The sequence below is a fragment of the Catellatospora coxensis genome, assembly GCF_016862635.1.
GTDB lineage: Bacteria > Actinomycetota > Actinomycetes > Mycobacteriales > Micromonosporaceae > Catellatospora > Catellatospora coxensis.
In genome coordinates this window covers 51,365-74,788 of sequence record NZ_BONI01000040.1, presented here as the reverse complement: position 1 = coordinate 74,788, position 23,424 = coordinate 51,365, and the positions used below count along the sequence as shown (strand labels likewise).

Annotated in this window: 23 protein-coding genes; 7 read left to right on the top strand and 16 right to left on the bottom strand. The window is 73.0% G+C overall.

The window, feature by feature from the left end; all coding sequences use genetic code 11:
• Nucleotides 1–18: 18 nt before the first annotated feature.
• From Cco03nite_RS23125 to Cco03nite_RS23080, 10 genes are all read right to left on the bottom strand, one after another.
• A complete protein-coding gene (locus tag Cco03nite_RS23125) occupies nt 19–930 on the bottom strand; it encodes a phytanoyl-CoA dioxygenase family protein (protein ID WP_203694273.1) in 912 nt (303 codons plus the stop codon).
• 61 nt (nt 931–991) lie between these two features.
• A complete protein-coding gene (gene hppD, locus Cco03nite_RS23120; RefSeq protein ID WP_203694272.1) occupies nt 992–2,113 on the bottom strand; it encodes a 4-hydroxyphenylpyruvate dioxygenase in 1,122 nt (373 codons plus the stop codon).
• Between the two features lie 335 nt (nt 2,114–2,448).
• On the bottom strand, nt 2,449–3,717 hold the full coding sequence (locus Cco03nite_RS23115; protein ID WP_203694271.1) for a beta-ketoacyl-[acyl-carrier-protein] synthase family protein: 1,269 nt from the start codon (nt 3,715–3,717) through the stop codon (nt 2,449–2,451).
• The gene (locus Cco03nite_RS23110) at nt 3,714–5,330 is read right to left on the bottom strand and encodes a class I adenylate-forming enzyme family protein (RefSeq protein WP_203694270.1); all 1,617 of its coding nucleotides are present in this window, start codon (nt 5,328–5,330) and stop codon (nt 3,714–3,716) included. Before Cco03nite_RS23110 ends, Cco03nite_RS23115 begins: the two co-directional genes overlap by 4 nt.
• Before the next feature lie 5 nt (nt 5,331–5,335).
• The gene (locus tag Cco03nite_RS23105) at nt 5,336–5,884 is read right to left on the bottom strand and encodes a beta-ketoacyl synthase chain length factor (protein WP_203694269.1); all 549 of its coding nucleotides are present in this window, start codon (nt 5,882–5,884) and stop codon (nt 5,336–5,338) included.
• Complete coding sequence (locus Cco03nite_RS23100) at nt 5,881–7,035, bottom strand: beta-ketoacyl-[acyl-carrier-protein] synthase family protein (protein WP_203694268.1); 1,155 nt, start codon at nt 7,033–7,035, stop codon at nt 5,881–5,883. The genes Cco03nite_RS23105 and Cco03nite_RS23100 overlap by 4 nt, the downstream gene beginning before the upstream one ends.
• Nucleotides 7,028–7,324 carry a hypothetical protein gene (locus Cco03nite_RS23095; RefSeq protein ID WP_373314303.1) on the bottom strand — a complete coding sequence of 99 codons (297 nt, stop codon included), beginning with the start codon at nt 7,322–7,324 and terminating at the stop codon, nt 7,028–7,030. The genes Cco03nite_RS23100 and Cco03nite_RS23095 overlap by 8 nt, the downstream gene beginning before the upstream one ends.
• The gene (locus Cco03nite_RS23090) at nt 7,324–7,581 is read right to left on the bottom strand and encodes an acyl carrier protein (RefSeq protein WP_203694267.1); all 258 of its coding nucleotides are present in this window, start codon (nt 7,579–7,581) and stop codon (nt 7,324–7,326) included. The genes Cco03nite_RS23095 and Cco03nite_RS23090 overlap by 1 nt, the downstream gene beginning before the upstream one ends.
• Before the next feature lie 75 nt (nt 7,582–7,656).
• The gene (locus Cco03nite_RS23085; protein WP_203694266.1) at nt 7,657–9,069 is read right to left on the bottom strand and encodes a class I adenylate-forming enzyme family protein; all 1,413 of its coding nucleotides are present in this window, start codon (nt 9,067–9,069) and stop codon (nt 7,657–7,659) included.
• A gap of 155 nt (nt 9,070–9,224) precedes the next feature.
• A complete protein-coding gene (locus Cco03nite_RS23080; RefSeq protein ID WP_203694265.1) occupies nt 9,225–10,817 on the bottom strand; it encodes an MFS transporter in 1,593 nt (530 codons plus the stop codon).
• Nucleotides 10,818–10,985: 168 nt separating this feature from the next.
• On the opposite strand from Cco03nite_RS23080, the gene Cco03nite_RS23075 reads away from it, so the two are divergent.
• Together Cco03nite_RS23075 and lipP1 are read left to right on the top strand one after the other, a co-directional pair.
• Nucleotides 10,986–12,284: an ATP-grasp domain-containing protein gene (locus Cco03nite_RS23075; protein ID WP_203694264.1), complete on the top strand. Its 1,299-nt coding sequence runs from the start codon at nt 10,986–10,988 to the stop codon at nt 12,282–12,284.
• 100 nt (nt 12,285–12,384) lie between these two features.
• On the top strand, nt 12,385–13,323 hold the full coding sequence (lipP1, locus tag Cco03nite_RS23070) for a LipP1 family hormone-sensitive lipase (protein WP_203694263.1): 939 nt from the start codon (nt 12,385–12,387) through the stop codon (nt 13,321–13,323).
• A 113-nt stretch (nt 13,324–13,436) separates the two neighbouring features.
• Here lipP1 and Cco03nite_RS23065 read toward each other — a convergent pair whose 3' ends face one another.
• The 4 genes from Cco03nite_RS23065 to Cco03nite_RS23050 all read right to left on the bottom strand — a co-directional run bounded on the left by Cco03nite_RS23065 (nt 13,437) and on the right by Cco03nite_RS23050 (nt 17,427).
• On the bottom strand, nt 13,437–14,150 hold the full coding sequence (locus Cco03nite_RS23065; RefSeq protein ID WP_203694262.1) for an SRPBCC family protein: 714 nt from the start codon (nt 14,148–14,150) through the stop codon (nt 13,437–13,439).
• Nucleotides 14,151–14,154: 4 nt separating this feature from the next.
• Nucleotides 14,155–14,784 carry an ArsR/SmtB family transcription factor gene (locus tag Cco03nite_RS23060; protein WP_203694261.1) on the bottom strand — a complete coding sequence of 210 codons (630 nt, stop codon included), beginning with the start codon at nt 14,782–14,784 and terminating at the stop codon, nt 14,155–14,157.
• A 207-nt stretch (nt 14,785–14,991) separates the two neighbouring features.
• Nucleotides 14,992–16,332 (bottom strand): aminotransferase-like domain-containing protein, encoded by a 1,341-nt coding sequence (locus tag Cco03nite_RS23055; protein ID WP_239167589.1) that lies wholly within the window; start codon nt 16,330–16,332, stop codon nt 14,992–14,994.
• A 15-nt stretch (nt 16,333–16,347) separates the two neighbouring features.
• Entirely contained in the window at nt 16,348–17,427 is a 1,080-nt protein-coding gene (locus Cco03nite_RS23050; RefSeq protein WP_373314304.1) for an alpha-hydroxy acid oxidase, read from the bottom strand.
• 540 nt (nt 17,428–17,967) lie between these two features.
• Between Cco03nite_RS23050 and Cco03nite_RS23045 the strand changes: the two genes are divergently transcribed.
• The 3 genes from Cco03nite_RS23045 to Cco03nite_RS23035 all read left to right on the top strand — a co-directional run bounded on the left by Cco03nite_RS23045 (nt 17,968) and on the right by Cco03nite_RS23035 (nt 20,716).
• Nucleotides 17,968–19,173 (top strand): sensor histidine kinase, encoded by a 1,206-nt coding sequence (locus tag Cco03nite_RS23045; protein WP_203694260.1) that lies wholly within the window; start codon nt 17,968–17,970, stop codon nt 19,171–19,173.
• Entirely contained in the window at nt 19,170–19,790 is a 621-nt protein-coding gene (locus Cco03nite_RS23040) for a response regulator (RefSeq protein WP_203694259.1), read from the top strand. Before Cco03nite_RS23045 ends, Cco03nite_RS23040 begins: the two co-directional genes overlap by 4 nt.
• A gap of 161 nt (nt 19,791–19,951) precedes the next feature.
• Nucleotides 19,952–20,716, top strand: a complete 765-nt coding sequence (locus Cco03nite_RS23035; protein WP_203694258.1) for a hypothetical protein — start codon at nt 19,952–19,954, stop codon at nt 20,714–20,716.
• Nucleotides 20,717–20,769: 53 nt separating this feature from the next.
• Here Cco03nite_RS23035 and Cco03nite_RS23030 read toward each other — a convergent pair whose 3' ends face one another.
• The gene (locus Cco03nite_RS23030) at nt 20,770–21,651 is read right to left on the bottom strand and encodes a hypothetical protein (RefSeq protein ID WP_203694257.1); all 882 of its coding nucleotides are present in this window, start codon (nt 21,649–21,651) and stop codon (nt 20,770–20,772) included.
• The gene (locus tag Cco03nite_RS23025) at nt 21,648–22,169 is read right to left on the bottom strand and encodes a SigE family RNA polymerase sigma factor (protein WP_203694256.1); all 522 of its coding nucleotides are present in this window, start codon (nt 22,167–22,169) and stop codon (nt 21,648–21,650) included. Before Cco03nite_RS23025 ends, Cco03nite_RS23030 begins: the two co-directional genes overlap by 4 nt.
• A gap of 133 nt (nt 22,170–22,302) precedes the next feature.
• Between Cco03nite_RS23025 and Cco03nite_RS23020 the strand changes: the two genes are divergently transcribed.
• Together Cco03nite_RS23020 and Cco03nite_RS23015 are read left to right on the top strand one after the other, a co-directional pair.
• On the top strand, nt 22,303–23,115 hold the full coding sequence (locus Cco03nite_RS23020; protein WP_203694255.1) for a hypothetical protein: 813 nt from the start codon (nt 22,303–22,305) through the stop codon (nt 23,113–23,115).
• The gene (locus tag Cco03nite_RS23015) at nt 23,112–23,315 is read left to right on the top strand and encodes a hypothetical protein (RefSeq protein ID WP_203694254.1); all 204 of its coding nucleotides are present in this window, start codon (nt 23,112–23,114) and stop codon (nt 23,313–23,315) included. Before Cco03nite_RS23020 ends, Cco03nite_RS23015 begins: the two co-directional genes overlap by 4 nt.
• Nucleotides 23,316–23,424 lie beyond the last annotated feature (109 nt).

Sequence of the window (23,424 nt, the reverse complement as noted above, 5' to 3'; positions counted from 1 at the left end):
AGGTGATCGGGTGGTCGTTCAGTGCTGTGCCGAGGTCCAGAGCACCGGGCAGTAGTCGGGATCGGCGTAGTCGGGACGGCCGTCAGGGGTGCGGCGGACCAGCTCGTCGTGGTTGTAGCCGACGACGGTGCCGTCGCTGAGGGCGTACGGGCGGTACTGGTTCTCGCCGTCCTGCAGGTGGAGGGAGATCGCGCGGCGGGGACGGTCGCTGCGATTGCCCGCGCTGCCGTGGTACGTGCGGCAGTGGTGGAAGCTCATGTGGCCCTTGGGGATGATCATCGGCACCTTGGTCACGGTGGTGCCGTTGAACTCCGCGTTGCGGGCCAGCAGGACCTCCAGGTCCTCCTTGTCCCGCTCGGCGAAGTGCTTGGCGGTGGAGTCGTCGTTGCCGGTCTCCCGCCAGGCGTGGCTGCCGTCCACCATCGTGATGGTGCCCATCTCCTCGCCGCAGTCGTGGAAGGGGATGAACGCGGTGAGCATGCGCTCCGAGGTCGACGACGCCCAGTAGTGCCGGTCGAAGTGCCACGGCACGACGTTGGTCGGCTCCTCCGGGCGCGGCGGCTTGAAGATCAGGGTCGACTGGAAGACGCGGATCTCGTCGGCCTGGGCCAGCCGGGCCGCGACCGCGCCGATCAGCGGCTTGCGCAGCAGCTTGGCCAGGCCGTCGTGCTCGTAGTGCACGTAGTCGTTGTGCCGCTGCACGTCGCCGTGCTGCGGCTCCCAGTAGGCCAGGCGGCGCGGGCGCAGCGGCAGGGAGCGGCTGCGCTCCCCGGCGTAGAAGCGCTCGCTGGCCTCGACCAGCTCGTCGACCTCCGCGTCGGTGAACAGCTTCTTCGTCAGGTACCAGCCGTGCGCGGCGTAGAACGCGACGTCCTCGTCGGACGGGAGCAGCTCCCGCTCCTCGTCGGTCAGATTGAACTGCTCAGCCATGGGGGTGACTCCTCGCCTGGATGTGGTGGGTGGGGGTGTGGTGCACGGGGGTGTCCCGGTCTCAGGCGGCGGCCAGGCCGGCGGGGCGGGCGTCCGGCGCTGCCGCCTGTGCCGCCTCGGCGGGGCCCGCCAGCTCGCGCTCCTTGGCCTCGTACAGCGCCTTGATGTTGCTGCTGCCGAAGGTCAGCGCGCCGTGCCGCTCGATCAGCTCCAGGAACAGCGTCCGGCGCACGTGCATCGACTGCGTGAAGATCTGGTACAGCTCGCCGTAGTGGTCGGTGTCGACAAGCACCCCGAGCCGGCGCAGCTCTTCGATCGGCAGGTCGACGCTGCCCAGCCGCTTCTCCAGCGCGTCGAAGTAGGTCTGCGGCGTGCTGAGGAAGCCCACCCCGCGCTCGGCGAACGTGCGCACCGCGGTCACGATGTCGTTGGTGCGGAACGCCACGTGCTGCACGCCCGCCCCGGCGTGCCAGGACAGGAAGTCGTCGATCTGCCCCGGGCGGCGCGACAGGTCGGGCTCGATCAGCGTGAAGGTGACCTGGCGCGACGGGCTCTGCACCACCTTGGAGTCCATGCCCTGCCCACCGACCTCGATGTACTCCTCGAAGATCTCGGCGAAGCCGAAGACGTCCTGGTAGTAGCGCGAGGTCTCGGCGATCTCCCCGGCCGGCACGCAGATGGCGAGGTGGTCGATGACCTGGAGCAGGTCGTCGGCGAACGACTGCTCGTCGGCGGTCATCTCGATGGTGGTGGGCAGGAACTCCCAGCGGGAGCCGTGCCGCTCGACCAGCCGGTGGGTCACGTCGCCGAAGCCGGAGACGCTCGCGGTGACCACGCGCCCGGCCGCGTTCTCGTGCACGGTGGGCGTCTCCAGGGCGGTCGCGCCCCGGCCGACGACGGTGTCGTACAGGCCGGCGGCGTCGTCGGTCTCGAAGGCGATGACGGCCACGCCGTCGCCGTGGCGGCCGACGTACAGCGTCGCCGGGTGGTCGGCGACCAGGCCCGAGGTCAGCACGATGCGGATGTCGCCGTGCTGCAGCAGCAGCGAGCGCTGCCCGGCCAGGCCCGTCTGCGGCCCGCCCTGCCCGCAGATCCGGAACCCGAATGCCGTGCACAGATAGTAGGCCGTCTGCCGGGCGTCACCGACGTAGAACTCCAGGTGGTCGATGCCGAGAATGTTCATTTGCTACCTACCCCTTGGCGTACGATGTCCTGTTTTGCACTGACTGTCAGGACTCGCTCCGCGCCAGGTGGATTGGGCGTGGAACGGGTCACGGACCGTGGCTCGCCCGGTGCCGCCGCTGCCGCGGCGCACGCCGAATGAACCCACCACGCTCCGATTGGCCGTCGTGCCCCTGTGACGTCCGTTGTTCGCGACCCAGCCGCCGGAGCTGATCGCTCCGGCGAGGGCCGTCTGACTGTCACGCTAGCGGGTTGTGCTGATGTCCCTCAATACCTAACTACGCAAATATTTAATTGCGACAGTATGTTGCTTGCGGCAAACGATTCGGTGACACCTCACTCAGCAAAACGGCTGAGTCTCGTGGTGGGTCGACCCAGGACAAGGCTCACATTATGTCCGCCGAAACCGAATGAATTGGACAGTGCAAAATCGATGGGACTTTGCCGAGCCTTGCCGCGAATATGGTCGAGATCGCACGCGGGATCGGGGTCCTCCAGGTTCACCGTCGGCGGCAGCAGCCCGTGCCCGAGCGCCATCACCGTCGCCGCGGCCTCGATCACCCCGGACGCGCCGAGCATGTGCCCCGTGACGCCCTTGTTCGAGCTGACCGGCGGCATGGCGTCGGCGAACACCGTGTTGACCGCCAGCGACTCGGCCACGTCCCCCAGCCTGGTGCTGGTGGCGTGCGCGTTGAGGTAGCCGATGTCGGCCGGCGAGAGCCCCGCGTCGGCCAGCGCCCGGCGCATGCACTCGGCCTGCCCGTCGCCGTCGGGCCGCGGCGTGGTCGGGTGGTGGGCGTCGGTGGTCGCGCCCCAGCCGTGCAGCGTCGCGTACGCCGGGCGGCCCCGCGCGTCCGCGTCAGCGGCCCGCTCCAGCACGAACACGCCCGCCCCCTCGGCCAGCACCAACCCGTTGCGCCTGGCGTCGAACGGGCGGCTGGCCGCGGCCGGGTCCTCGGCCCAGCCCTTGGCCAGCGCCCGGGTGTTGCCGAAGGTGTCGGCCAGGGTGGGGAACAGCGGGGCCTCGCCGCAGCCGACCAGCACCACGTCCGCCTCGTCGTTGCGCAGGATGCGCATGCCCTCGGCGATCGACTGCGCCCCCGCCGCGCAGGCCGTGCCGATGGAGGAGCTGTAGCCGCGCAGGCCGTACTTGATGGCGATGCGCGCGGTGGCCATGTTCGGCAGCATCCCCGGCAGCAGGTACGGGCTCACCCCGAGCCGGCCCTTCTGGGTGCGGACGACCACCTGCGCCTCCAGCGTGGCCAGCCCGCCCGTGCCGGACACCACGGTCGCGGCCCGGTACGGGTCTACGTCGCGGCCTACCACCAGGTCGGCGTCGGCCACCGCCTGCGCCGCGGCGACCAGCGCGTGCACGATGTACCGGTCCAGCGTGCGGGCCTCCGGGCCGGGCAGCACGCTGGCCGCCTCGATGTCCGGTCCCTTGCCCATCACCTCCAGGGACCCCTGCCCGGGGTGCCCCTCGGGCGTGACCACGATGCCGGAGCGGCCGGTGCACAGCGCGTCGAAGATCCCGTCGAGGTCCTGCCCGACGGGGGTGACCAGGCCGATGCCCGTGACGACGATGTCAGGACGGTTACGGCTCATCGCGACGCACCCGCCAGCGCGCGCTCGCGCAGCACCAGCTTGCGCACCTTGCCGGTGGCGCCGGTGGGGATGTCGTCGTCGTGCACCGCGTTGACGTCGCGCAGCGTCGGCGCGGCGTGCTCGCCCAGCGCCGCCACGACAGCGTCCCGGCGGTCCGCCGCGGCGTCCGCCCCGGCCTTGAGCAGCAGCAGCACGTCGGTGACCACGCGGCCGTCCTCCCGCACCGCGACCACGGTGCAGTCGAGCACGTCGGGGCAGCTCGCCAGGATCTTCTCCTCGGTCAGCGAGGTGTGCAGCCACTGGCCGCCGTCCAGCACGACCGAGTCCACCGCCCGGTCCACGTGGTAGTAGTAGCCGTCCTCGTCGTAGTACACGAGGTCGCCGGTCAGGTAGTAACCCGACTGGCGGGTGCGGAACTCGGTCACCGAGTCGTTCCAGTACATCAGCTTCACCGTCGGCGACTTCAGCCCCAGGTGGCCGACCACGCCCGCGCCGACCGGCTCGCCGGCGTCGTCCAGCACCGCCACGTCGGCGAACACGTGCGGCCGGCCGATGCAGCGGTTGTAGCGCTCGGTGTCGACGCGGTGGGTGATGTGGAACGCGGAGTGGCCCATCTCGGTCGAGCCGATGCCGTCGATGAACATCGAGCCCTTGATCCGGGTCACGCCCTCCCGGGTGACCGTGTTGCGGCTGCCCACCGCGACCAGCGGGCGGATGTGCGCCTCGTGCGCGCAGTCGCCGGTGTTGAACCAGATCGCCACCGAGTCCAGGTCGCGCTCGCCCAGGTCGTGGCGGGCCATGTCGGCCCAGGTCACCGCGAAGCCGAAGACGCCGGTGGGCTTGAACCGCTCGATCGCGTCGAGCACGTAGTCGCCCCGCTGCGAGGACAGGAACACCAGCTCGGCGCGGTTGCACAGGGCCTGGTTGATGGACAGGATGCCCGCGGTGTGCGCCGAGGGCAGCGCGCACACCACCCGCTCGGTGCCCTGCGCGCGCGGCCCGGACAGCCGGATGCGGCGGGTGGCCTCGAACAGCGTGGTGTGCGAGTGCACGATCGCCTTCGGCAGGCCCGTGGTGCCCGAGGAGTGCGTGATCGAGATCGGATCGTCGGGGTGGTGCCGGTACGGCTCCGGCGCCTGGGCCGGGTCGCCGGAGCCCATCTCGGTGATGTCGCCGAGCAGGCGCGAGCCGAAGTCGCGGCCCTCCAGCAGGGCGGCGTGCTTCGCGTCGGTCAGCACCGCCTCGGCCCGCAGCCGGCGGATGTACTCGGCCGCGATCTCGCCGCTGAGGTTGCCGTTGAGCAGCGCCGGGATCGCCCCGATGCGGTTGAGCGCCAGGAACGACAGGATGACGTCGGCCGACGTGCTCGCGTACACCGCGACCGGGTCACGCCAGCCGATGCCCCGCTGGTGCAGCCACGCGGCACGGGCCGCGACCCGCTCGTCGAGCTGTCCCAGGCTGAGCGGCTCCCAGGCGGGGTGGCCGTCGACGTCCACGTCGAAGGTCAGCCCCGGGCCGGCCGGGTCGGCCCCGTGCGCCAGCAGCCGGGTGATGACGTTGCCCGCGCCGAGGTCGGCGTCGGCGGCGAGGATCGCCCGCAGATTGGTTCCCATCGCTGCTACTCCTTCGGTCGGTTCACTGCGCTGTCACGCACGAGCACGGCCAGCGCGCGGTCGCGCTCGCCGTCGGTCAGGGCCTGCTCGGCCACCACGATCAGGGCCTCGTCGGCGTCGCCGTCGCGGATCAGCAGCGACGCCATGGCCATGCCTTCTGCCAGGGACTCCGCGACGGGGTCGGCGCCGCCGCCGGGGCTCAGCGAGACCACCGGGCCGCCCAGCTCCCACCGCGCCGCCACGTAACCGGCGACCGCGTTGGGCACGGCCTGGAAGAACAGCAGCGGCCCCAGCCGCCGCCCGCCGTCCACGGCCCGCGCCACCTCGGCCGCCGTCGCGGCGTCCCCGGTCGCCGAAGAGATGATCACCGCGGTACGGAGTCCGCGTTCCGCCGCGACCGGCGGCTGTCCGTGTGCCCTGGTCAGACAGCGCCTGGCCACCTCGGCCACCAGCGGGCTGAACGACGACATCACGAACCCCGCCAGCACCGGCGGCTCCACGTCCCCATCGGACTCCGGCCACGCCCCCCGCGCGACCTCCACCAGCCCACTCATGGGGCACCGACCAGGAGGGCGGTGTTCGCGCCGCCGAAGGCGGCGTTGAGGCTGAGGGCGTACGCCGGACGGGTCTCGGTGGTTTCGGTGAGCACGCGCAGTGGGCAGTCGGGGTCGGGGCCGAGGTAGCCCGCGTTCACCGGGAGGAAGCCCTCACGCAGGGACAGCACCGTCGCGACCAGCTCCAGCAGGGGAGAGGCTTCGAGGGCCTGGCCGTGCAGGGACTTGGTCGAGCTGATCGGCACCGTGGACGCGTGCGCGCCCAGGGCGCGTCGCAGCGCGGCGGACTCGGCGGCGTCGCTCTGCGCGGAGCCGGAGCCGTGCGCGTTGACGTAGCCGACCTGCTCGGGGGTCAGGCCCGCCCGGCCGAGTGCCGCTTCGATCGCCCTGGCCAGGCCCGCGCCGTCAGGTCGCGGCTGGACGACGTGGTAGCCGTCGCCGGCCCGTCCCCAGCCGTGCACCCGGGCCAGCGGTGTCGCGCCCCGCGCCTGCGCGGCGCGGGCCGACTCCACCACGACCGCGGCCACCCCGTCGCCGAGCAGCAGGCCCTTGCGGTCCGCGCTGAACGGGCGCACCGCACCGTCGGCGGCCAGCGCCCGGCCCGCGTCGAACAGCGCGAACTGATCCGGCTCGACCAGGTAACCGGCCGCCACCACCAGCCGCTCGGCGTCACCGGCGGCCACCGCCGCGGCGGCGTCGGCGACCGCGGTGCTGGCCGCGACACAGGCACTGGTGTACGTGCGCACGCTGCCGGACAGCCCCGCCTTCTCGGCGACGGTGCGGCCGAACGCGCCGGTGCGGCCGGGCCGGTCCGGCAGGCCGCGGGCCCCGTCCGGCTCGCCGTGCACGGCCAGCAGCAGCGGAGTCGCGGCCCGGTGCGCCGCGGACAGCCCGGCCGCCGCGGCCGCCTCGTCCACCACCGTGAGCAGCTCGTCGAGCAGCACCGGCGCGCCGGGCAGCAGCGCGCCGACGCCCACCCGCCGGGCGCTCACGTCGAAGCGGGTGACCGGCGCGAACGCCGGTCGCCCCGAACGCAGGCCCGCCGACAGCGCCGCGGCGCCCCGGCCGTACGCGCTGACCGCCGACAGCCCGGTGACCACGACCGGCACGCGGTCGGGCCGCGCGGGCGGGGCGGGGCGCGGTTCAGTCACCGGCAGGCTCCGCCAGCACCTCGGCCAGCACCTCGACCGCGCCGGTCACCGTGGTCATCCGCATGAGCACGTCGTCGTCGAGGTCGAGCATCCGCCCGTGGCGCTGCTCGACCTGGTGCACCAGCCAGGCCAGCTCCAGCGAGTCGATGCGCTCGCGCACCTGCTCCGGGCTGCGCTCGCCGTAGCTGGCCAGCATCGTGACGACCTCGTCCCGGTTCGGGGACTCCGGTTCGCCGTCGCGCTGGCGCGGCACGCCGAGGGACCCGGCGGCCGCGGGACGGTCGTCCATCACGCGCTCGCCAGGTTGCCGCGCTCGCGGATCGCGGCGGCGAACTCGCCGACGGTCATCGCCGCCATCGCCTCGGCCTCCTCGTCGCTGAACTTCACGCCGTAGGTGTCCTCCACCCGCACCGCGAGCTCGGCGACGGCCAGCGACTCCAGGTCCACGCCCGCCGAACCCAGCGGCGTGTCGGCGTCGACGTCGTCGATCGGGTAGTTCATGTCCGCGATCGCGTCGATGATGAACTGGCGTACGTCGGTGCTCATGTTGACTTCCTTCCATGGTGGACGGCCCAACGGGCCCGGATCGGGATGCAGTCGGGGACGGGCGGCGCGCGGCGGCTACGAAGCCGCTGTGGGATCCGCCGTACGCAGCACCGCGCGGTCGCGGACGAGCTTGCCCGTCGCGGTGCGGGGCAGCTGCTCGACGATGTGCAGCACGCGTGGCCGCTTGTAGGGCGCCAGCCGGACCGCCAGCTCACCCTCCAGGGCCGCCGCCGCGTCCGGGTCGGGCACGACGGCGAACGCTTCGATGCCGCCGTCGTAGACGACCACCGCGCTCTCCACGCCGGGCAGGGCCGCCAGCGTGTGCTCGACCTCGGTCAGGTCCACCTTGAGGCCGCCGACCGAGACCTGCGAGTCGAGCCGGCCCAGCACCGTCATCACGCCGGTCGCCGGGTCGACCCGGCCCGCGTCCTTGGTGTGCAGCCAGCCGTCGACCCAGCGGGTCGGGTCGGACAGCCCGACGTACGGGCTCTCCGGCGTCGCGATCAGCAGCTCCCCGTCCTGCTCCCGGACGGTGATGCCGGGGGCGGGCATGAGCGAGGGGCGGTGCTCGCCGAACAGGTCGGTGGCGATGACCCCGACCTCGGTCATGCCGTACATGTTGCCCAGCACGATGCCGTAGCGCTCGGTGAAGCGCTGGGCGACCTCGGCCCGCACCAGCTCGCCGCCGGTGGTCATGCGCTTGAGCTGCGGCAGCTTCGGCGGGTTCGGGTTGGAGGCCAGCAGCTCGGTGTGGAACGGCACGCCCAGCAGCGTGGTCGGCGCGTCCCCGGCCTCGACGGCGCGCAGGATCGCGTCCACGGTCAGCCGCTCCGGCAGCACCAGCTCGACGCCCGCGTGCAGGCAGTAGAGCAGGCCGCCGACCAGGCCGAGCACGTGCACCACGGAGGCCAGCAGCACCACCCGCTCGCCGGGCAGCGGCACCCCGTCGATCCGGGTGTACCGGTCGACCTCGGCGACGAGCTGCTCCGCGGTACGGGCGATGACCTTGGAGGGGCCGGTGGAGCCGGAGCTGAGCTGCACCACGGCGTGCCCGGTCTCGGCGGGTCTGCCGTCGCGGGCCTCGGCGACGTCGGTGACCTCGTAGAAGGCGCGCAGTCCGCCCGGCAGGGCGCCGCTGAAGCTCACCACGACCTGCGGCTGCAGCCGGTTCAGCGCGCGGTCGGTCTCGTACGCGGTCAGCCGGTGGTCCAGCAGCGCGACCTGCGCCCCGATCTGCCACGCGGCCAGCAGGTTCGCCACGTACGCCAGGGACGGTGGCAGCCGCAGCGCGATCGAGCCGCCCCGGGTCAGGCCGAGCCTGCGCAGCGTGTCGGCCCGGTCGGCGACGGCGTGGCGCAGCGCCGCCCGGTCGACGGGGGAGCCGAAGTGGAGGCAGACGTCGCGGTCGTCACCGGCGAGCAGAAGCTCGTCCACCCATTCGGGGCTCGCCGCCAGGGGCGCGCCGGTAGCCCAACCCGTTTTGCTCATGATTGCTCCGCCAGGTGTCGCAAGTGTGCTGGAACCTGGGCCGTGCGCCCCCGACGGACCCGGTGAATCCGGAGACTAGCAAGCAGATCGATGCACTTGCAATGCTCGCTTTAAGTCTGTCGATACGTGAATGGACCAGCCAAAATTCGGGCTTTTCATGGCAGATGAGAGGGCCGCAATCCGACATTTATCTGACTCATCGCGAATTCCATCCGGGCGAGATCGGCGCGCAGCCGGGCCGCCTCACGCCCAGCCCCGTCGTGCTCGTGCCGCGCCAGTTCGCGGACGGCTTCGTGCACCGCCGGCGCGTCGAGCTGGGCCAGCGCGTGGGCCGCGGTCTTGGCGCGCAGCACCCGCCGGGGAGCCAGCCGGCGCAACCCTGACCTGGCGTGCAGCGTCCACTCGCCGTCGGTGTAGCGCAGCGTGACCCGGGGGCCGAGCGCGGTCGCGGCCAGCCCGTACCCCCGCGGCAGCGCCGCCGCCGGGTCGGTGGTCGGCCCTCTGGCCCCGGCGTCGTTGAGTTCCCGCCACACCCGGTGCCGGATGACCGGAGTCAGGGTCACCGCGAAGTACAGCAGCGAGGACAGCAGTACCCCGTTGACGAAACCGAGCCGCTCCACGACCAGCCCGGCCAGCACGCCGCCGAGCGGGATGCCGGCCATCGCCACGGCCATGATGATGCCGCCCGCCCTGGCCAGCATCGGGCCGGGCACCCGCTGGTAGATGACCGCGCCGATGGTCGGGTTCACCGAGCACATCACCATGCCGCTGATGAAGGTCACCACGACGATCACGGTCAGGTTGTCGCTGAGCGCGAAGACCAGGAAGCGCGGCGCGCCGCCCACGAAGTAGCCGAAGACCAGCGCGCTGTAGCGCGGAAGATACGGCGCCAGAGTCGCGAACACGACACTGCCCACGATCATCCCGATGGCGTACGCCGCCGCGACCGACCCCAGCGCGACCGGCGAGTCCAGCACCGTCAGCACCCACATCGGCACGAAGACCACGGCGCTGGCCTGGTTGAACAGGTTGGTGAAGAACAGCATCCCGGTCACCGCCCGCAGCAGCGGCTCCGAGGTGAAGTACACGAAACCGCCGCGCAGCGCGGTCAGGTAGGGCTCGGCCGGGGCGGATTTCCTCGGCTCGCCGTCCCTGCGGGCCGGGTCCGGCACGAAGAAGGCGACCAGCGCCGCCCCGAGCAGGAAGCTCGCCGCGTCGACCCAGATCGCCCCGATCGCGCCGAACGCGGCGATGGCGACCCCGCCCACCGACGCCCCGATCAGCCCGGACGTGCGCAGCACGCCCTCACGGGCCGCCGAGACCCGGGTGAAGTCCGTGCCCGCGGCGTCCATCAGCGGCTTGAGCAGGTTGTTCTTGGATCGATCGGCCTGCGCCCGGAGCACCCCGGCCAGGCTGGACAGCACGATCAGCACGCCGAAGCCGAGCTGCCCGGTCAGCGCGATCGCGCCCATCACCACCGCGCTGCCGAGATCGGACAGCAGCGACGTCGCCCGCGAGCCGATCCGGTCCTGCAGCGGCGCGGCCAGCACCCCGCTCAGCACGTACGCCAGCGTCTCCGCGCCCGCCACCACGCCGACCTTGACCGGGCTGCCCGTGGTGACCAGCACCAGCCAGGGGATCGCGAGGAAGGACATCCGGCCGCCGATGACCGAGATCGCCTCCGCGGCGACCAGGCCGGGGATGGCGGCTCGGGTGCGCCAGGGCGACGACGGTGTCGCGATGGACAACGGAACTCCTTCTCCAGCCGGTCGGGTTCTTTGTACCAGCAGCGAAGCTCGGCATTGAAGTATCCGTAGGTATCGAGTGGTGGCCCTCTGGACACCCACCGTCGCCATCGATACGGTGACCTTCGATCCGCGGGCGGTGGGCCGCGGGCGGGGAGAGGCGGTCGGCCGATGCGGTTGCTGATGGTGGGTGCGGACCTGCCCGCCCTGGCCGCGCTCGACCCCGGCGTCGACGTCACCGTCCTGCTCGGCGCGACCACCAAGGACGGCTGGCTGCCGCTGCCCGCCGGGGTACGCACCGTGTTCGTCGACGACCACAAGAGCCTCGACGCCGCCGTCAACGGCCTGCTGCGAGCCGGGTTCGGCCCCGGGTCGTTCGACGCGGTCTACGCCTACGACGACCCCGCGCTGATGACCGCCGCCGCGCTGGCCGCCATGCTCGGCGCGCGGGGCGTCCCGCCGCACACGGTGGCCCTGTTCCGCGACAAGTTCCTGCAGAAGCGGGCGCTGCGCGAGGCCGGGCTGCCGGTGACCGCGTGCACGGTGATCGAGGACATCCGCGAGCTGCCCGCCGACTTCCGGCTGCCGTACCCGAAAGCCGTGGTCAAGCCGGTCGCCGGGATGGCGACGCAGTCGACGTACGTGGTCGAGGGCGACGCCGAGCTCGCCCGGATCAGCGACCGGTGCCGCGCGAACAACACCGCCGCGCGCACCTTCGTGATCGAGGAGTTCGTCGCGGGCGAGGAGTGGTTCGCCGACGGCTTCCTGTCCGGCGGGGAGCTGCGCTTCCTCAGCCTGGGCCGGTACGCCCAGCCCTGCCTGAGCGCGGTGCTGGAGAGGGCGCCGGTGCAGACCTTCTGCCTCGATCCGGTCGCCGACAAGCGGGCGTACGATCTGGCGGCGCCGCTGGTCACCGAGGCGCTGCGGGTGCTGGGTTTGGCCGACGGCGTCTTCCACATGGAGCTGTTCCACCGGCCCGAGCCGGGCGACCTGGTGTTCAGCGAGTGCGCGGCCCGCCGCGCGGGCGGCCCGATCAGCGACCAGATCCGCTACAGGTACGGCGTCGACCTGGCCGTCGAGGGCGTGCGCGCGCTGCTGGGGCCGGTCGGCGAACCGCAGGTGCGGGCCCGCGACGGCGTGGTCGCCTCCACGTTCCTGCCGCTGCGGCCGGGGGTCGTGCTCGGCTGCCCGACCGTGGCGGAGGTGCTGGCGCAGCCCGACGTGGTGCACGCCCGGCTCTTCGTGCCCAAGGGCATGCGGGTGCAGGGCGGCGCGGCGAACACGTTCGCCCGCATGGGCGAGGTCACCGTGCATGCCGCCGATCTGGAGACCGCCCAGCGGCGGCTCACCGAGCTGGCCGACTGGTTCCGGGAGCACATCGAGGTGCTGCCGCTGGCCCCGACGCTGCGGGAGCTGTTCGCCGACCCCCGCAACGCCGACTTCGTCCACGCCGCCGCCGTGGACGGCTGACAGCGGGTCCGCGACGACGCGGATCCGACCGGCCGCCCCGATGCCACGGCCCGCCGAGTCGCTCTCGGCGCGGTCGCCTGAGCAGGATCAGGAGAGTCCGATGCCACTGCACCCGCAGGTCCAGGCGATGCGCGCGCGGCGCGAAGCCAGTGCCACCCCGCAGCTGTACACGCTGTCGGTGGACGAGGCCCGCGCCGCCGACCTCGCCTCGATCCAGGCCTCCGGCGGCGATCCCGAACCCGTCGCCGAGGTCGTCGACCGGGAGATCGACGGTCCCGGCGGGCCGCTGCCGATCCGGATCTACCGTCCGGTGCTCGGCGGCGGCGAGCTGCCGGTGCTGGTCTACTTCTTCGGCGGCGGCTGGACCCTGGGCACCATCGACACCTCCGACGCGGTCTGCCGCAGCCTCGCCAACGCGGCCGGCTGCCTGGTCGTCGCGGCCGGCTACCGGCTCGCCCCGGAGCACAAGTTCCCCGCCGCGGTGCACGACTGCCACGCCGCCGTGCGCTGGGTCGCCGCGAACGCCGCCGAGATCGGCGCGGACCCGGCCCGGATCGCGGTCGGCGGCGACAGCGCGGGCGGCAACCTGGCCGCCGCGGTGACCCTGCTGGCCCGCGCGGACGGCGACCTGCCGCTGGCCGGGCAGCTGCTGGTGTACCCGAACACCGACCACCGCTCGCACACCGCCTCGCTGCGCGAGGGCACCGACCCGTACCTGTTCAACGCCACCTCGGTCGCCTGGTACTGGGCGAACTACCTGGCCACCCCCGAGGACGGGCTGAACCCGCTGGCCTCGCCGCTGCGCGCGGACAGCCTGGCCGGGTTGCCGCCGGCCCTGGTCGTCACCGCGGAGTACGACCCGCTGCGCGACCAGGCCGAGGAGTACGCCCGCCGGCTCGGGCGCGAGGGCGTGCCGGTGACGCTGACCCGATACGACGGCATGGTCCACGGCTTCTTCTGCATGTCCGGCGACCTCGACGCCGGCCGCCGTGCCCTGGCCCAGGCCGCCGCCCAGCTCCGCACCTGGTTCACCGGCTGACCCGCCCCGGCCCCGCCTTACGTAGACGTTGGCCTATCTCATCGACTCCGATCGCTCAAAAGTCGATGAGATAGGCCAACGTCGATAGAAAGCGGGGCGGGCGGGTGGCCGGCTCAGGCGTAGACGCCCTGGAGCCAGTCCTCGAGGGCCTTCTGCTCGGCGGCGGCGTCGGCGGTCGCGTCGAAGTGGTGCACGGCCACGCCGACCGGCGCGCCGAACGCGTTGCGGCCGAAGAAGCGGTACAGCGCGTCCCGCGTACGCAGCCCGACGAAGTTCGGGTGCAGGTAGTCGACGACCGCCTCGGTCTCGCCGCCGGGCAGCGCGGTGCGGATCATGTCGTCCTGCGCGGTCGCGGTGGTCAGGCCGAGCGCGCCGCGCAGCGTGGTGAAGCCGCCGGGCGAGTTCGACGCCGCGGGCGCGTCGGTCGACAGGTAGACGACCGGGCGGCGGCTGAAGTGGGCCAGGTACTGCCCGAGGGTGTGCAGGTAGAAGTCGGTGTGCTGGTCGGCGCCGTCGTACTGGTTGTCCCAGTCGTCGGTGAACACGCCGCTGTGCACGTACCGGAACCAGGTCTTTCCGCCGTCGCGGCCCTCGACGGTGTGCTCGACCTGGTTGAACCAGCCGTTGTCGCCGTCCATCCGGGACGCGAGCCGGTGCGGCGGGTCCCACTCGGTGACGGTGCCGCCGAACGCGGCCGCCCCGCCGACGCGCGGCTCGAACTCCATCGGCCACAGCCAGCCGCCGTTGCCGGTGGTGACGGCATCCCAGTACTCCTCCGGCGTGGTCCGCAGCTCGCCTTCGCGTACGATCTCGAACTTCTTGCCCATGGTCCTACTCCTTCTCGGTGTCTTGCTCAGCTGAGCGGGTGCCGTCCGCGCGGGGCAGCAGCAGGCTCGGGTGCAGCCCGACGACCAGCCGGTGCCGGCGGCCGCCGGTGGCGCTCCCGTCGTGATAACGGCTGACCAGGGCGGCCAGCGTCTCGGTGAGTTCGGCGGCGAACGCGGCCCGGTCACCCGCCGAGGCGAACCGGATCTCGCTGTCCACCGCGAACGTCGCCAGCGGCCGGCGTGCGGCCCGCGCCCCGGTGATCAGCTCGCCGACCTCGCGGACCAGCCGCGACGCCAGCGCCAGCAGCCACCGCGCCGACTGCTGATCAGGCGACCGCTCCGGATCGGGCGCCACCGCGGAAAACGCGGCGGGCGAGATGACATACGACGCCGCGGTCGCCCGCAACACCCGCTCCGTGCAGTTGCCCTTGCGCCGCTCCTCGACCAGCTCGACGAGCCCGTGACTCTCCAGCGTGCGCAGATGATGGTTCACCTTCTGCCGGGTCAGCCCCGCCTGCGCGGCCAACGTCGTCGCCGACCCCGGCTCCACCAGCGCGGCCAGCAACCGGGCCCGCACCGGATCGAGCGACACCTCGGCCACCACCGGATCCTCGATCACCCCGACCTCGAACATGCCCCCACCCTCCCACCGACAACAAAACTTGTCAAGGAGGGAACTCCGGTCGGTGCCCGCCGCGACGATCTTGCGCAGGCTGTGGGTATGACACGCGCGAACTGGGCAAAACAGCAACAGTTCGCGCAAGATCGTCGCGATCTTGGGGGTGGGCACGGCGAAAAGCCCCGGGGCGCGAAGGGCGGGCCGGGGTGGGGGAGGGCGGGGTCAGGTGAGGGAGTCGCGGAGGAGGGTGGCGAGGCGGCGGACGCCCTCTTCGAGGGTGTCGGGGGTCAGGCCGCTGCAGGACAGGCGGAGGGAGTGGTGGCCGCCGTCGGTGTAGAAGAAGCTCATGGGGGTCCAGAGGACGCCGTGGCGGGAGGCGGAGATCTCCAGGAGCTTCTCGTCGGCGGGGATGGGCACGTCGACGACGGCGAAGAAGCCGCCGGCGGGCACGTTCCAGGTGATGCCGACGTCGTCGCGCCACGGCGCGGGCAGGTGGCGGTCGAGGGCGTCGAGCAGGCGGCGCAGGTTGCCGCGGTAGAAGGCGATCTTGTCCACGTTGGCCGCCTTGAGGCTGCAGCCGGACTCGACCAGGAGGCCGCCGACGACGGCCTGGGCGATGGGGGAGGTGTTGACCGTGACCATGCTCTTGATCGCGGACAGTTCCTCGGCCAGCAGGGTGCGGTTGCCGGCCGCGTCGACGACGGTCTGGTCGGCGACCAGGAAGCCGATGCGCGCGCCGGGGAAGCAGGACTTCGCGAACGAACCCAGGTAGATCACGCGCTGGTCGCGGTCGAGGGACTTCAGCCGGGGGCGGGGTCGGTCGTCGAGGCCGAACAGGCCGTACGGGTCGTCCTCCAGGATCAGCAGGTCCTCGGCGGCGGCGACGTCGAGCAGCGCGTGCCGGGCGGCCAGGTCCAGGCAGCCGCCGGACGGGTTGGAGAAGTCGGGCACCAGGTACAGGGCGCGGGGGTGGCGGCCCTGGGCGCGCACCGCGCGGGCCGTCTCGGCGACCCGGGCCGGGTCCAGTCCGGCGGGGCCCTCCGGCACCGGCACCACGTCGATGTTCAGCACCCGGGCCGCGCCGGTGATGCCGACGTAGCACGGCTCGGCGGCCAGCAGCACGTCGTCGGGGCCCGCGCAGAGCCCGCGCAACGCCATGATCATCGCTTCCTGGCAGCCCGCGGTCACCGAGATCGCCTCGGCGGGCACCTCGATGCCCTCGTCGACGGCGAGCATGCGCGCGATGAGGCCGTGGATCTGGCCGTTGGTGCGGCCGTACTGCATCAGCGCGCGGCGGATCTGCTCCGGCGTGCTGCCCTGGTCGCCCAGGTACGCGACGTACACGTCGAGGTAGCGCTTGATGTCCTCGGTCTCGTAGAAGCCCTCGTACGGCCGGCCGGCGGCCAGCGAGATGGCGTCGGGGTAACGGCCGGCGACCTCGTTGAGGAAGTTCATCGAGGCGGCGACGGGGTCGCTCACCGAGGCGTGCATCGCCTCCTTGGCCAGCTCCACCGGCTTGCCGGCGACTCGCGACCGCGCGGCCGGCTCCTCGAACGTCACCATCGTCGTGCACTCCGTTCAGTCGCGGCGGTCGGGCAGCAGCACCGCGTCGCGGCCGATGTCGGCCAGGCGCGGTCGTCCGGCCAGCGCCATCGTGTGCTCCAGCTCGCCGGTGAGCATGGTCAGCAGCCCGGCCACGCCGTCCGCGCCGTCCACGGCCAGCGCCCACAGCGCCGGGCGGCCGACGAGCACCGCGCTCGCGCCCAGGGCCAGGGCGATGAAGACGTCGCGGCCGTGGCGTACGCCCCCGTCGAGCAGCACCGGGCAGCGGCCCGCGACGGCCGCGACCACCTCGGGCAGCGCCCGCAGCGCGGGCACCGCGCCGTCGAGCTGGCGTCCGCCGTGGTTGGACACGACGATCGCGTCGACGCCGTGCTCGACGGCCCGGTCGGCGTCCTCGGCGGTGAGCACGCCCTTGAGCACCAGCGGCAGCTCGGTGCGGCCGCGCAGCCAGGCCAGGTCGGCCCAGGTGACGGTCTGGTCGAAGGTCTGCGCCGCGTGCGTGGCGATCGCCGAGGCGCCTTCGTGGTGCTCGTGCGAGGCGGCCATGATCGCGTCGTCGAGGTTCACCGCCCGCACCTCGGGGTCGACGGCGAAGCCGTTGCGCTGGTCGCGCAGCCGCTGCCCGATGCGCGGCGCGTCGACGGTCAGCACCAGCGCCCGGTAGCCGGCGTCCTGGGCGCGGCGGGCCAGTTCGGCGAGCACGGCGCGGCGGCGCAGCCAGTACAGCTGCAGCCACAGGGGGCCGGTGGCCGCCGCGGCGATGTCCTCCAGGCTGCGGCTGGCGAAGATGCTCACCACGAACAGCGCGCCGCGCGCGCCGCGGGCGGTGGCGACCTCGCCGTCGGGATGGGCCAGCCGGTGGTACGCCGTGGGCGCGATGCCGACCGGCGTGGTCAGCGCGTCGCCGAGCAGCTTGCCGGCGGTGTCGCAGACCGAGACGTCGACGAGCACCCGGGGCCGCAGCTCGGCGCGGTCGAACAGCCGGCGGTTGGCGCCCAGGGTCAGCTCCGCGCCGCTGCCGCCGTCGAGGTAGTCCCAGACGTCCGCGGGCAGCCGGGGTCGGGCGAGGGCGCGGTAGTCGTCGGTGCACAGGATCGGCAACGGACCTCCACAGCTTCGTACCCGTCCGCGGCCCACGCTAAAGGAGCCGATCGACGGCGCACAATAGCGAGCGATCTTTAGGAAGTGATTGTCGTAAGAATGATTTAGGTACCGATTTCGATGATTGCCACCCGTGATGTGTCGGCACCGCGACAGTCATAGCCGTCTATTGGGACAGTTCGCGACAGGTTTTCAGAAGATCAATATTGAGGGACTTCACTGCGGAGTCAACAATCGCTACAGTCCCTAACGCGCCACTCGAGCGCTTCGGTGGCAGACCATGCAGACACCGGAGCGCGCTGTGTCGCGCCCTTCAAGATCCCGAGGAGGAGGTGTGATCATGGAGGTTGCAAAGAAGGAGGTTGCCAAGCGCGAGGTTGCCAAGCGCGAGGTTGCCCAGCGTGAGGTCGACGGCGTCATCGCCTGATTCGATCTGTGAACCGGGGCGCGGCCACGTGCCGCGCCCCGGCCCCGCGGCCGCTGCCCCTGGCGGCCGCGGCAAACCCCGCCCGGCTGCGGCTACGCTCTGACGCCATGAGCAGGGCGGGACGCGGCCAGGACGCGCTGACGCTGCTGCGCCGCGCCGAGCACGTGCTCTTCGCCGCGCTGCTGGCGCTCGGTGCCGGTGAGGCGTGGACCGAGGGCGGGCAGCGCGCGGCGGTGCTGGTCACGACCGTTGCGGTCGCCGCGTGGTACGCGGTGGGCATCGCGCTGTCGCGCCGCGCCGCCGGAGTCCGGATGGCGCTGCTGTGGCTGCTCGTGCTGACGGCCGGCTGGACCGTGCTGCTCACGCTGTCGCTGTCGTTCGTCTGGCTGGCGTTCGCGCTGTACCTGCTCTGCCTGCAACTGCTGCCGCCCCGCGCCGGCCTGCCCGGCACGGCCGCGCTGACCGCGATCGCCGTCGCCGCGGCGGGCGCGCACCGCGGCGGCCTGGACTCCGGCACCGTGCTCGGCCCGGTCTTCGGCGCCGCCGTCGCCATCGTGATCACGGCCGTCTACCGGCGGCTGCGCCGGGAGAGCGAGGCCCGCGCCGCGCTGGTGCGCGAGCTGACCGAAGCGCAGGAGCGGCTGGCCGCCACCGAGCGCCGCGAGGGCATCCTCGCCGAACGCGAGCGCCTCGCCCGCGAGATCCACGACACCGTCGCCCAGAACCTGTCCAGCATCATCCTGCTGCTGCGCTCGGCCCGCGACGCCGCCGACGCCGGACCGCAGCTGGAGGTCGCCGAGCACGCGGCCCGGGGCGCGCTGGAGGACACCCGCCGGCTGGTCCGCGCGCTGGCCCCGGCCGAGCTGACCGGCCGCTCGCTGCCCGAGGCGCTGGAGCGTGCCGTCGCCGACGCCCGGCACTTCGGCGTCGAGGCCCGCTTCGTGGCCGACGGCGAGCCCGGCCCGCTGCCCACGCCGGTGGCGGTGGCGCTGCTGCGGGTCGCCCAGGCCGCGCTGGCCAACGTGCGCGCGCACGCCCGCGCGAGCACCGTCGTGGTCACCCTCGCGTTCCAACCGGCGGCGGTACGCGTGGACGTCGCCGACGACGGCGCCGGCTTCGACCCCCGCCATCCGGTGGCCTCCCCGTCCACGGGCACCGGCCTCGGCCTCGCGGCGATGAGCAGCCGCCTCGCCGAGGTCGGCGGCGTGCTCGTGGTGGAGTCGACCCCGGGCGAGGGCACTGCGGTCAGCGCGACCGTCCCGCTGCCTGCCCCGGATCGCCCGTCCGCCGTCGCCGGGCAGGTCCGGCCGTGATCGGTGTGCTGCTGGTGGACGACCACCCGATCGTGCGGGCCGGGTTGCGCGCGACGCTGGAGGCCGACCCCGGCCTACGCGTCCTGGGCGAGGCGGCGGGCGGTGACGAAGCCGTGCGCCTGGCCCGTGAGCTGCGTCCCGACGTGGTGCTGATGGACCTGCAGCTCGGGCCGGGCATCGACGGCGCGGCGGCCACCGCGCGGGTACGGGAACTGCCGGAGCCGCCCCGGGTGCTGATCCTGACCACGTACGACAGTGACGCCGACATCCTGCGGGCCATCGAGGCGGGCGCGATCGGTTACCTGCTCAAGGATGCCGAACCGGCCGACCTGCTGCGGGCGCTGCGCGCGGCGGCCGCGGGGGAGACGGTGCTGGCCCCGTCCGTGGCGACGCGGCTGGTGTCGCGCGAGCGCGCCCCCGGGATCAGCCTGACCCCGCGCGAGACCCAGGTGCTGCAGCTGGTGGCGGGCGGCCACTCCAACTCCGCGATCGCCCGCCGGCTGTTCATCAGCGAGGCGACCGTCAAGTCCCACCTGGTGCAGGTCTTCGCCAAGCTCGGCGTCGACAACCGCACGGCCGCCACCGCCGAGGGCCGCCGCCGCGGCTTCATCCGCTGAGGATCGTTTCCGGTTCGATACCCATGCGGTGTTGCCGGGGCACCGGACCGGCCCCACAGTGACGCCATGCGATGGTCACGGGTGGCGCTGACGCTGTTGCTGGCGGGTGGGCTTTCGGCCTGCGGGGTGCGGGGCGAGCCCGCGACCTACGAGGTCACGGGGTGCAGAACGGCGGCCGGGACCTGGTCGCCGTGCACGTGGAGAGCAGTTGGGCGGCCGGCGGCGGGTGGTTGAACGTCGACCACGACGGGAGCATCGAGGGGACGGCCGAAAGAGTCTTCCTGGTCGGGTCGCAGCCGTCGGACTGCGCGGGGCAGGTGTGCTACCGCGTCGCGCCCGGACTGCTGCGGGTGGAGTCGGGCGGCGACGCCACCGGCTGGACCACCGCGTGGGAGATCACCGGCACCGATTACGAGCAGCTCGCGGCGGAATACCCTGCGCTCGGCGACCGGGCCGAGCACCTGTCGTCGAGGTCGGTCGTGGTGCGCGAGGTCGCCGGCGGTCACGTGGTCTTCGTCGCCAACGGCCGCGACGGGCTGCTCTACCGCTCGGTCGACGGGGTCTGGCACCGGCTGGGCATCCCGATGGGCGGCGAGGGCTGGCACTTCGAGGAGCCGCCGCGCCTGGCCTCCGAGCCGCCGCCCGCCGACCCGTCGTGGATCGTTGCGCTGCTGGTGGCGGCCATGCTCGGGGTGGCGGGTCTGCTCATGATGGCGGTCCGGCGGATGTGGCGCGGTCGCGACGTGCGGCTGACGGCGGGCGCCGCGGTCGGCGGCGGGCTGCTGTCCTACGGCGCCTGCCAGGTCCCTGGCGCCGGGATGTTCCCGTCCGCGATGTACGCCACGATGCTCATCACGATGATCGTCATCGCGGCCCTGGTCGTGCTGCTGCTCGGCGTCGGCAAAGGAGTGCCGCTGCGGCGGTGACCTGCCGTGACGGGGGTGGCGCGGCCGACGGCTGCCGACCGCGCCACCCCCCGTCACGGCAGGTCGGTCCGCGCCGCGACGTCCAGCGCGATCGCCTTCGCCTGGGCGAGCGTGAGCGGCGGCAGCTGCCCGGTGTAGCCGGTGCTCTCCATGGCGTACTGCGAGGCGCTCGGGTACTGGGTGATCTCGGTGGCGTTGTCGACGATCACCGTCACCAGCAGCTTCTCGGCGGGCCGGATGACGATCACCACCAGCGCGCGGTTCGGCCTGCCGTCGCTGCTGCCGTCGCCGGTGGCCGGCACGGACAGGACGCGTTCGCCGTTCGGCCCGGTCGACTGGGTGCAGGCCGCCGCGACCTCGCTGGCGCAGGTCTCCTTGCCGGTGGCGCGGCGCGCGACGATCGTCAGCGTGCCGTCGCGGCCCGCGGCGTTGATCAGCTGAATGGCGCCGTACTCGCCGTTGTCCGCGAACGAGTCCTGGAAGCGCAGGTCACGGACGAGGCTCGCGCCGGGCGCGGCCCGCCGCAGCGCGTCGAGCGATGCCGCTTCCAGCCGTCCTTCGACGGTCTTGGGCACGGCCGGCGACGGAAAGTTCGACGGCAACGGCGACGGGAAGCTCGACGGCAGCGGCGATGGAACCGGCGAGGCGAAGTTCGACGGCAGCGGCGACGGGACCGGCGAAGGGAAGGCTGCCGACGGAGACGGCTCCGGGGCGGACGGGCTGCCGGACGACGCGACACCGAACGGCGTGCCGCCCGGCCCGACGAGCAGGCCGGCGGTGGCGGCGACCAGGGTGACGGCGCAGGCGGCGGTGACCGAGGCGTGGCGTACCCGCTGCAGCCGGGCGCGGCGCAGCACGGATGCCAGCCGGTCGGGCGGCGGCGGCAGCGGCGGCACCGCGTCGAGCACGATCCGGCGAAGGTCCTGTTCGGTCATGCGTTTGCTCCATCCAGTACGAGAGATTGCAGATCCGGGTCCGCGCGCAGTTCCGCCAGCGCCCGCGACGCGAGCACCTTGACCGCGCCCTGGGTGCTGCCGAGCAGCTCGGCGACCTCCGCCACCGGCCGGTCCTCGACGTAGCGCAGCACCACGACCGCCCGCGCCCGGCGCGACAGCCGGCCCAGCGCCCGGGTGACGGCGTCCTGCACGGCGACCGTTCCGGCGAGGTCACCGTGCCCGGGCCGGTCCGGCAGCTCCCCGCTCGGCGTCTCGGCCCGCCAGCGCCGCCGCCACCAGGAGACGTACGTGGTGAAGACGACCCGGCGCACGTACGCCTCGGGGCTGTCGGCGCGCTCGACCGCCGCCCAGCGCCGCCACGCCTTGGCCAGCGCGGTCTGCAGCAGGTCCTCGGCCCGGCCGGCGTCGCCGGTGAGCAGCCAGGCACTGCGCAGCAGCGCGTCGGACCGGGCCGCGACGAAGTCGGCGAAGCCGCGTTCGAGGTCAGGTGGTGCCATGTGTTCTCCCCATACCCATGCCCCTGTTGACGCCCCGGCGGTGCCCGGAGGTAACACCCGGTGCGCCGGCATCGGCCGATCATGGAAAGGTGGAGCCGCGGCGGCGACCTCGCGGCCGGGAGCGGAGCGGAACATGCGGGTCAGCATCGCCAGCGAACCGGCCATGCCGGGCGCGGTCAACCTGGACTGGGCCGACGCGCGTCCCCGGCTCGCGGTGGTGCTCGACGGGCTGACCGAGAGCCCGCAGACCGGCTGCGTCCACGGCACCGCCTGGTACGTGGCCCGCCTCGGCGCCCGGCTGCTGCGCCGCCTCGACGGCCCGACGCCGCTGGCCGAGGGCCTGGCGCTGGCCGTCGCGGAGGTGGCGGCCGAGCACCCGGGCTGCGACCTGCGGCACCCGGGCTCACCCGGCTCGACGGTCTCGATCGTGCGGCAGACGGCGACGGGCGCGGAATACCTCGTGCTCGCCGACTCCCCGGTGGTCCTGGACACCGCCGGCGGCCCGGTCGCCGTCATCGACGACTCGTGGAAGGCCCTCGCGACACCCGACCTGGCCGCCGCCGCCGAGCGCGGCACCCGCGACGACCTGGCCCGCTTCATCGCCGACCAGCAGTCCCAGCGCAACACCCCCGGCGGCTACTGGATCGCCCGCACCGAGCCCGAAGCGGCCGCCCACGCGCTCACCGGCACCGTCGACGGCGTACGCGGCGCGCTGCTGGCCTCCGACGGAGCCGCCCTGCTCGTCACCGACTACGGCCTGCTGGACTGGCGTGGTTACCTTGACCTCGGCTACCGCGCGGGCCCCGCCGGCATCATCACGGCGACCCGCACCGCCGAACACGCCGACCCCCACCGAACCCGCTGGCCCCGCCAGAAGGTCAGCGACGACGCCACCGCGGCGGTATGCCTGTTCGCCCCCGCCAACGAGGAAGGACCACTCCCATGACCGACAACCTGTACTCCGGCGAGAAGTTCACCGACGAGGAGTCGGCCTTCCTCCGCCACGTCAGATTCGGCGAACTCCCACCCCGCCCCGCCCCCGAAGACCTCACCGCCGAAACCGAGTCCGAATCCGACCCCCGCCGCGACGCCCCACCCGGCCACCACCCCCTCGACCCCTACCCCAACCCCGCCACCCACGGCTGACCCCTCCCGCTCGCCCTCCCTCCCTCCCGCCCTCCCTCCCTCCCTCCCTCCCGCTCGCCGCGACGATCTTGCGCGGACTGTGGGTACGACACGCCCATAACGGGCATAT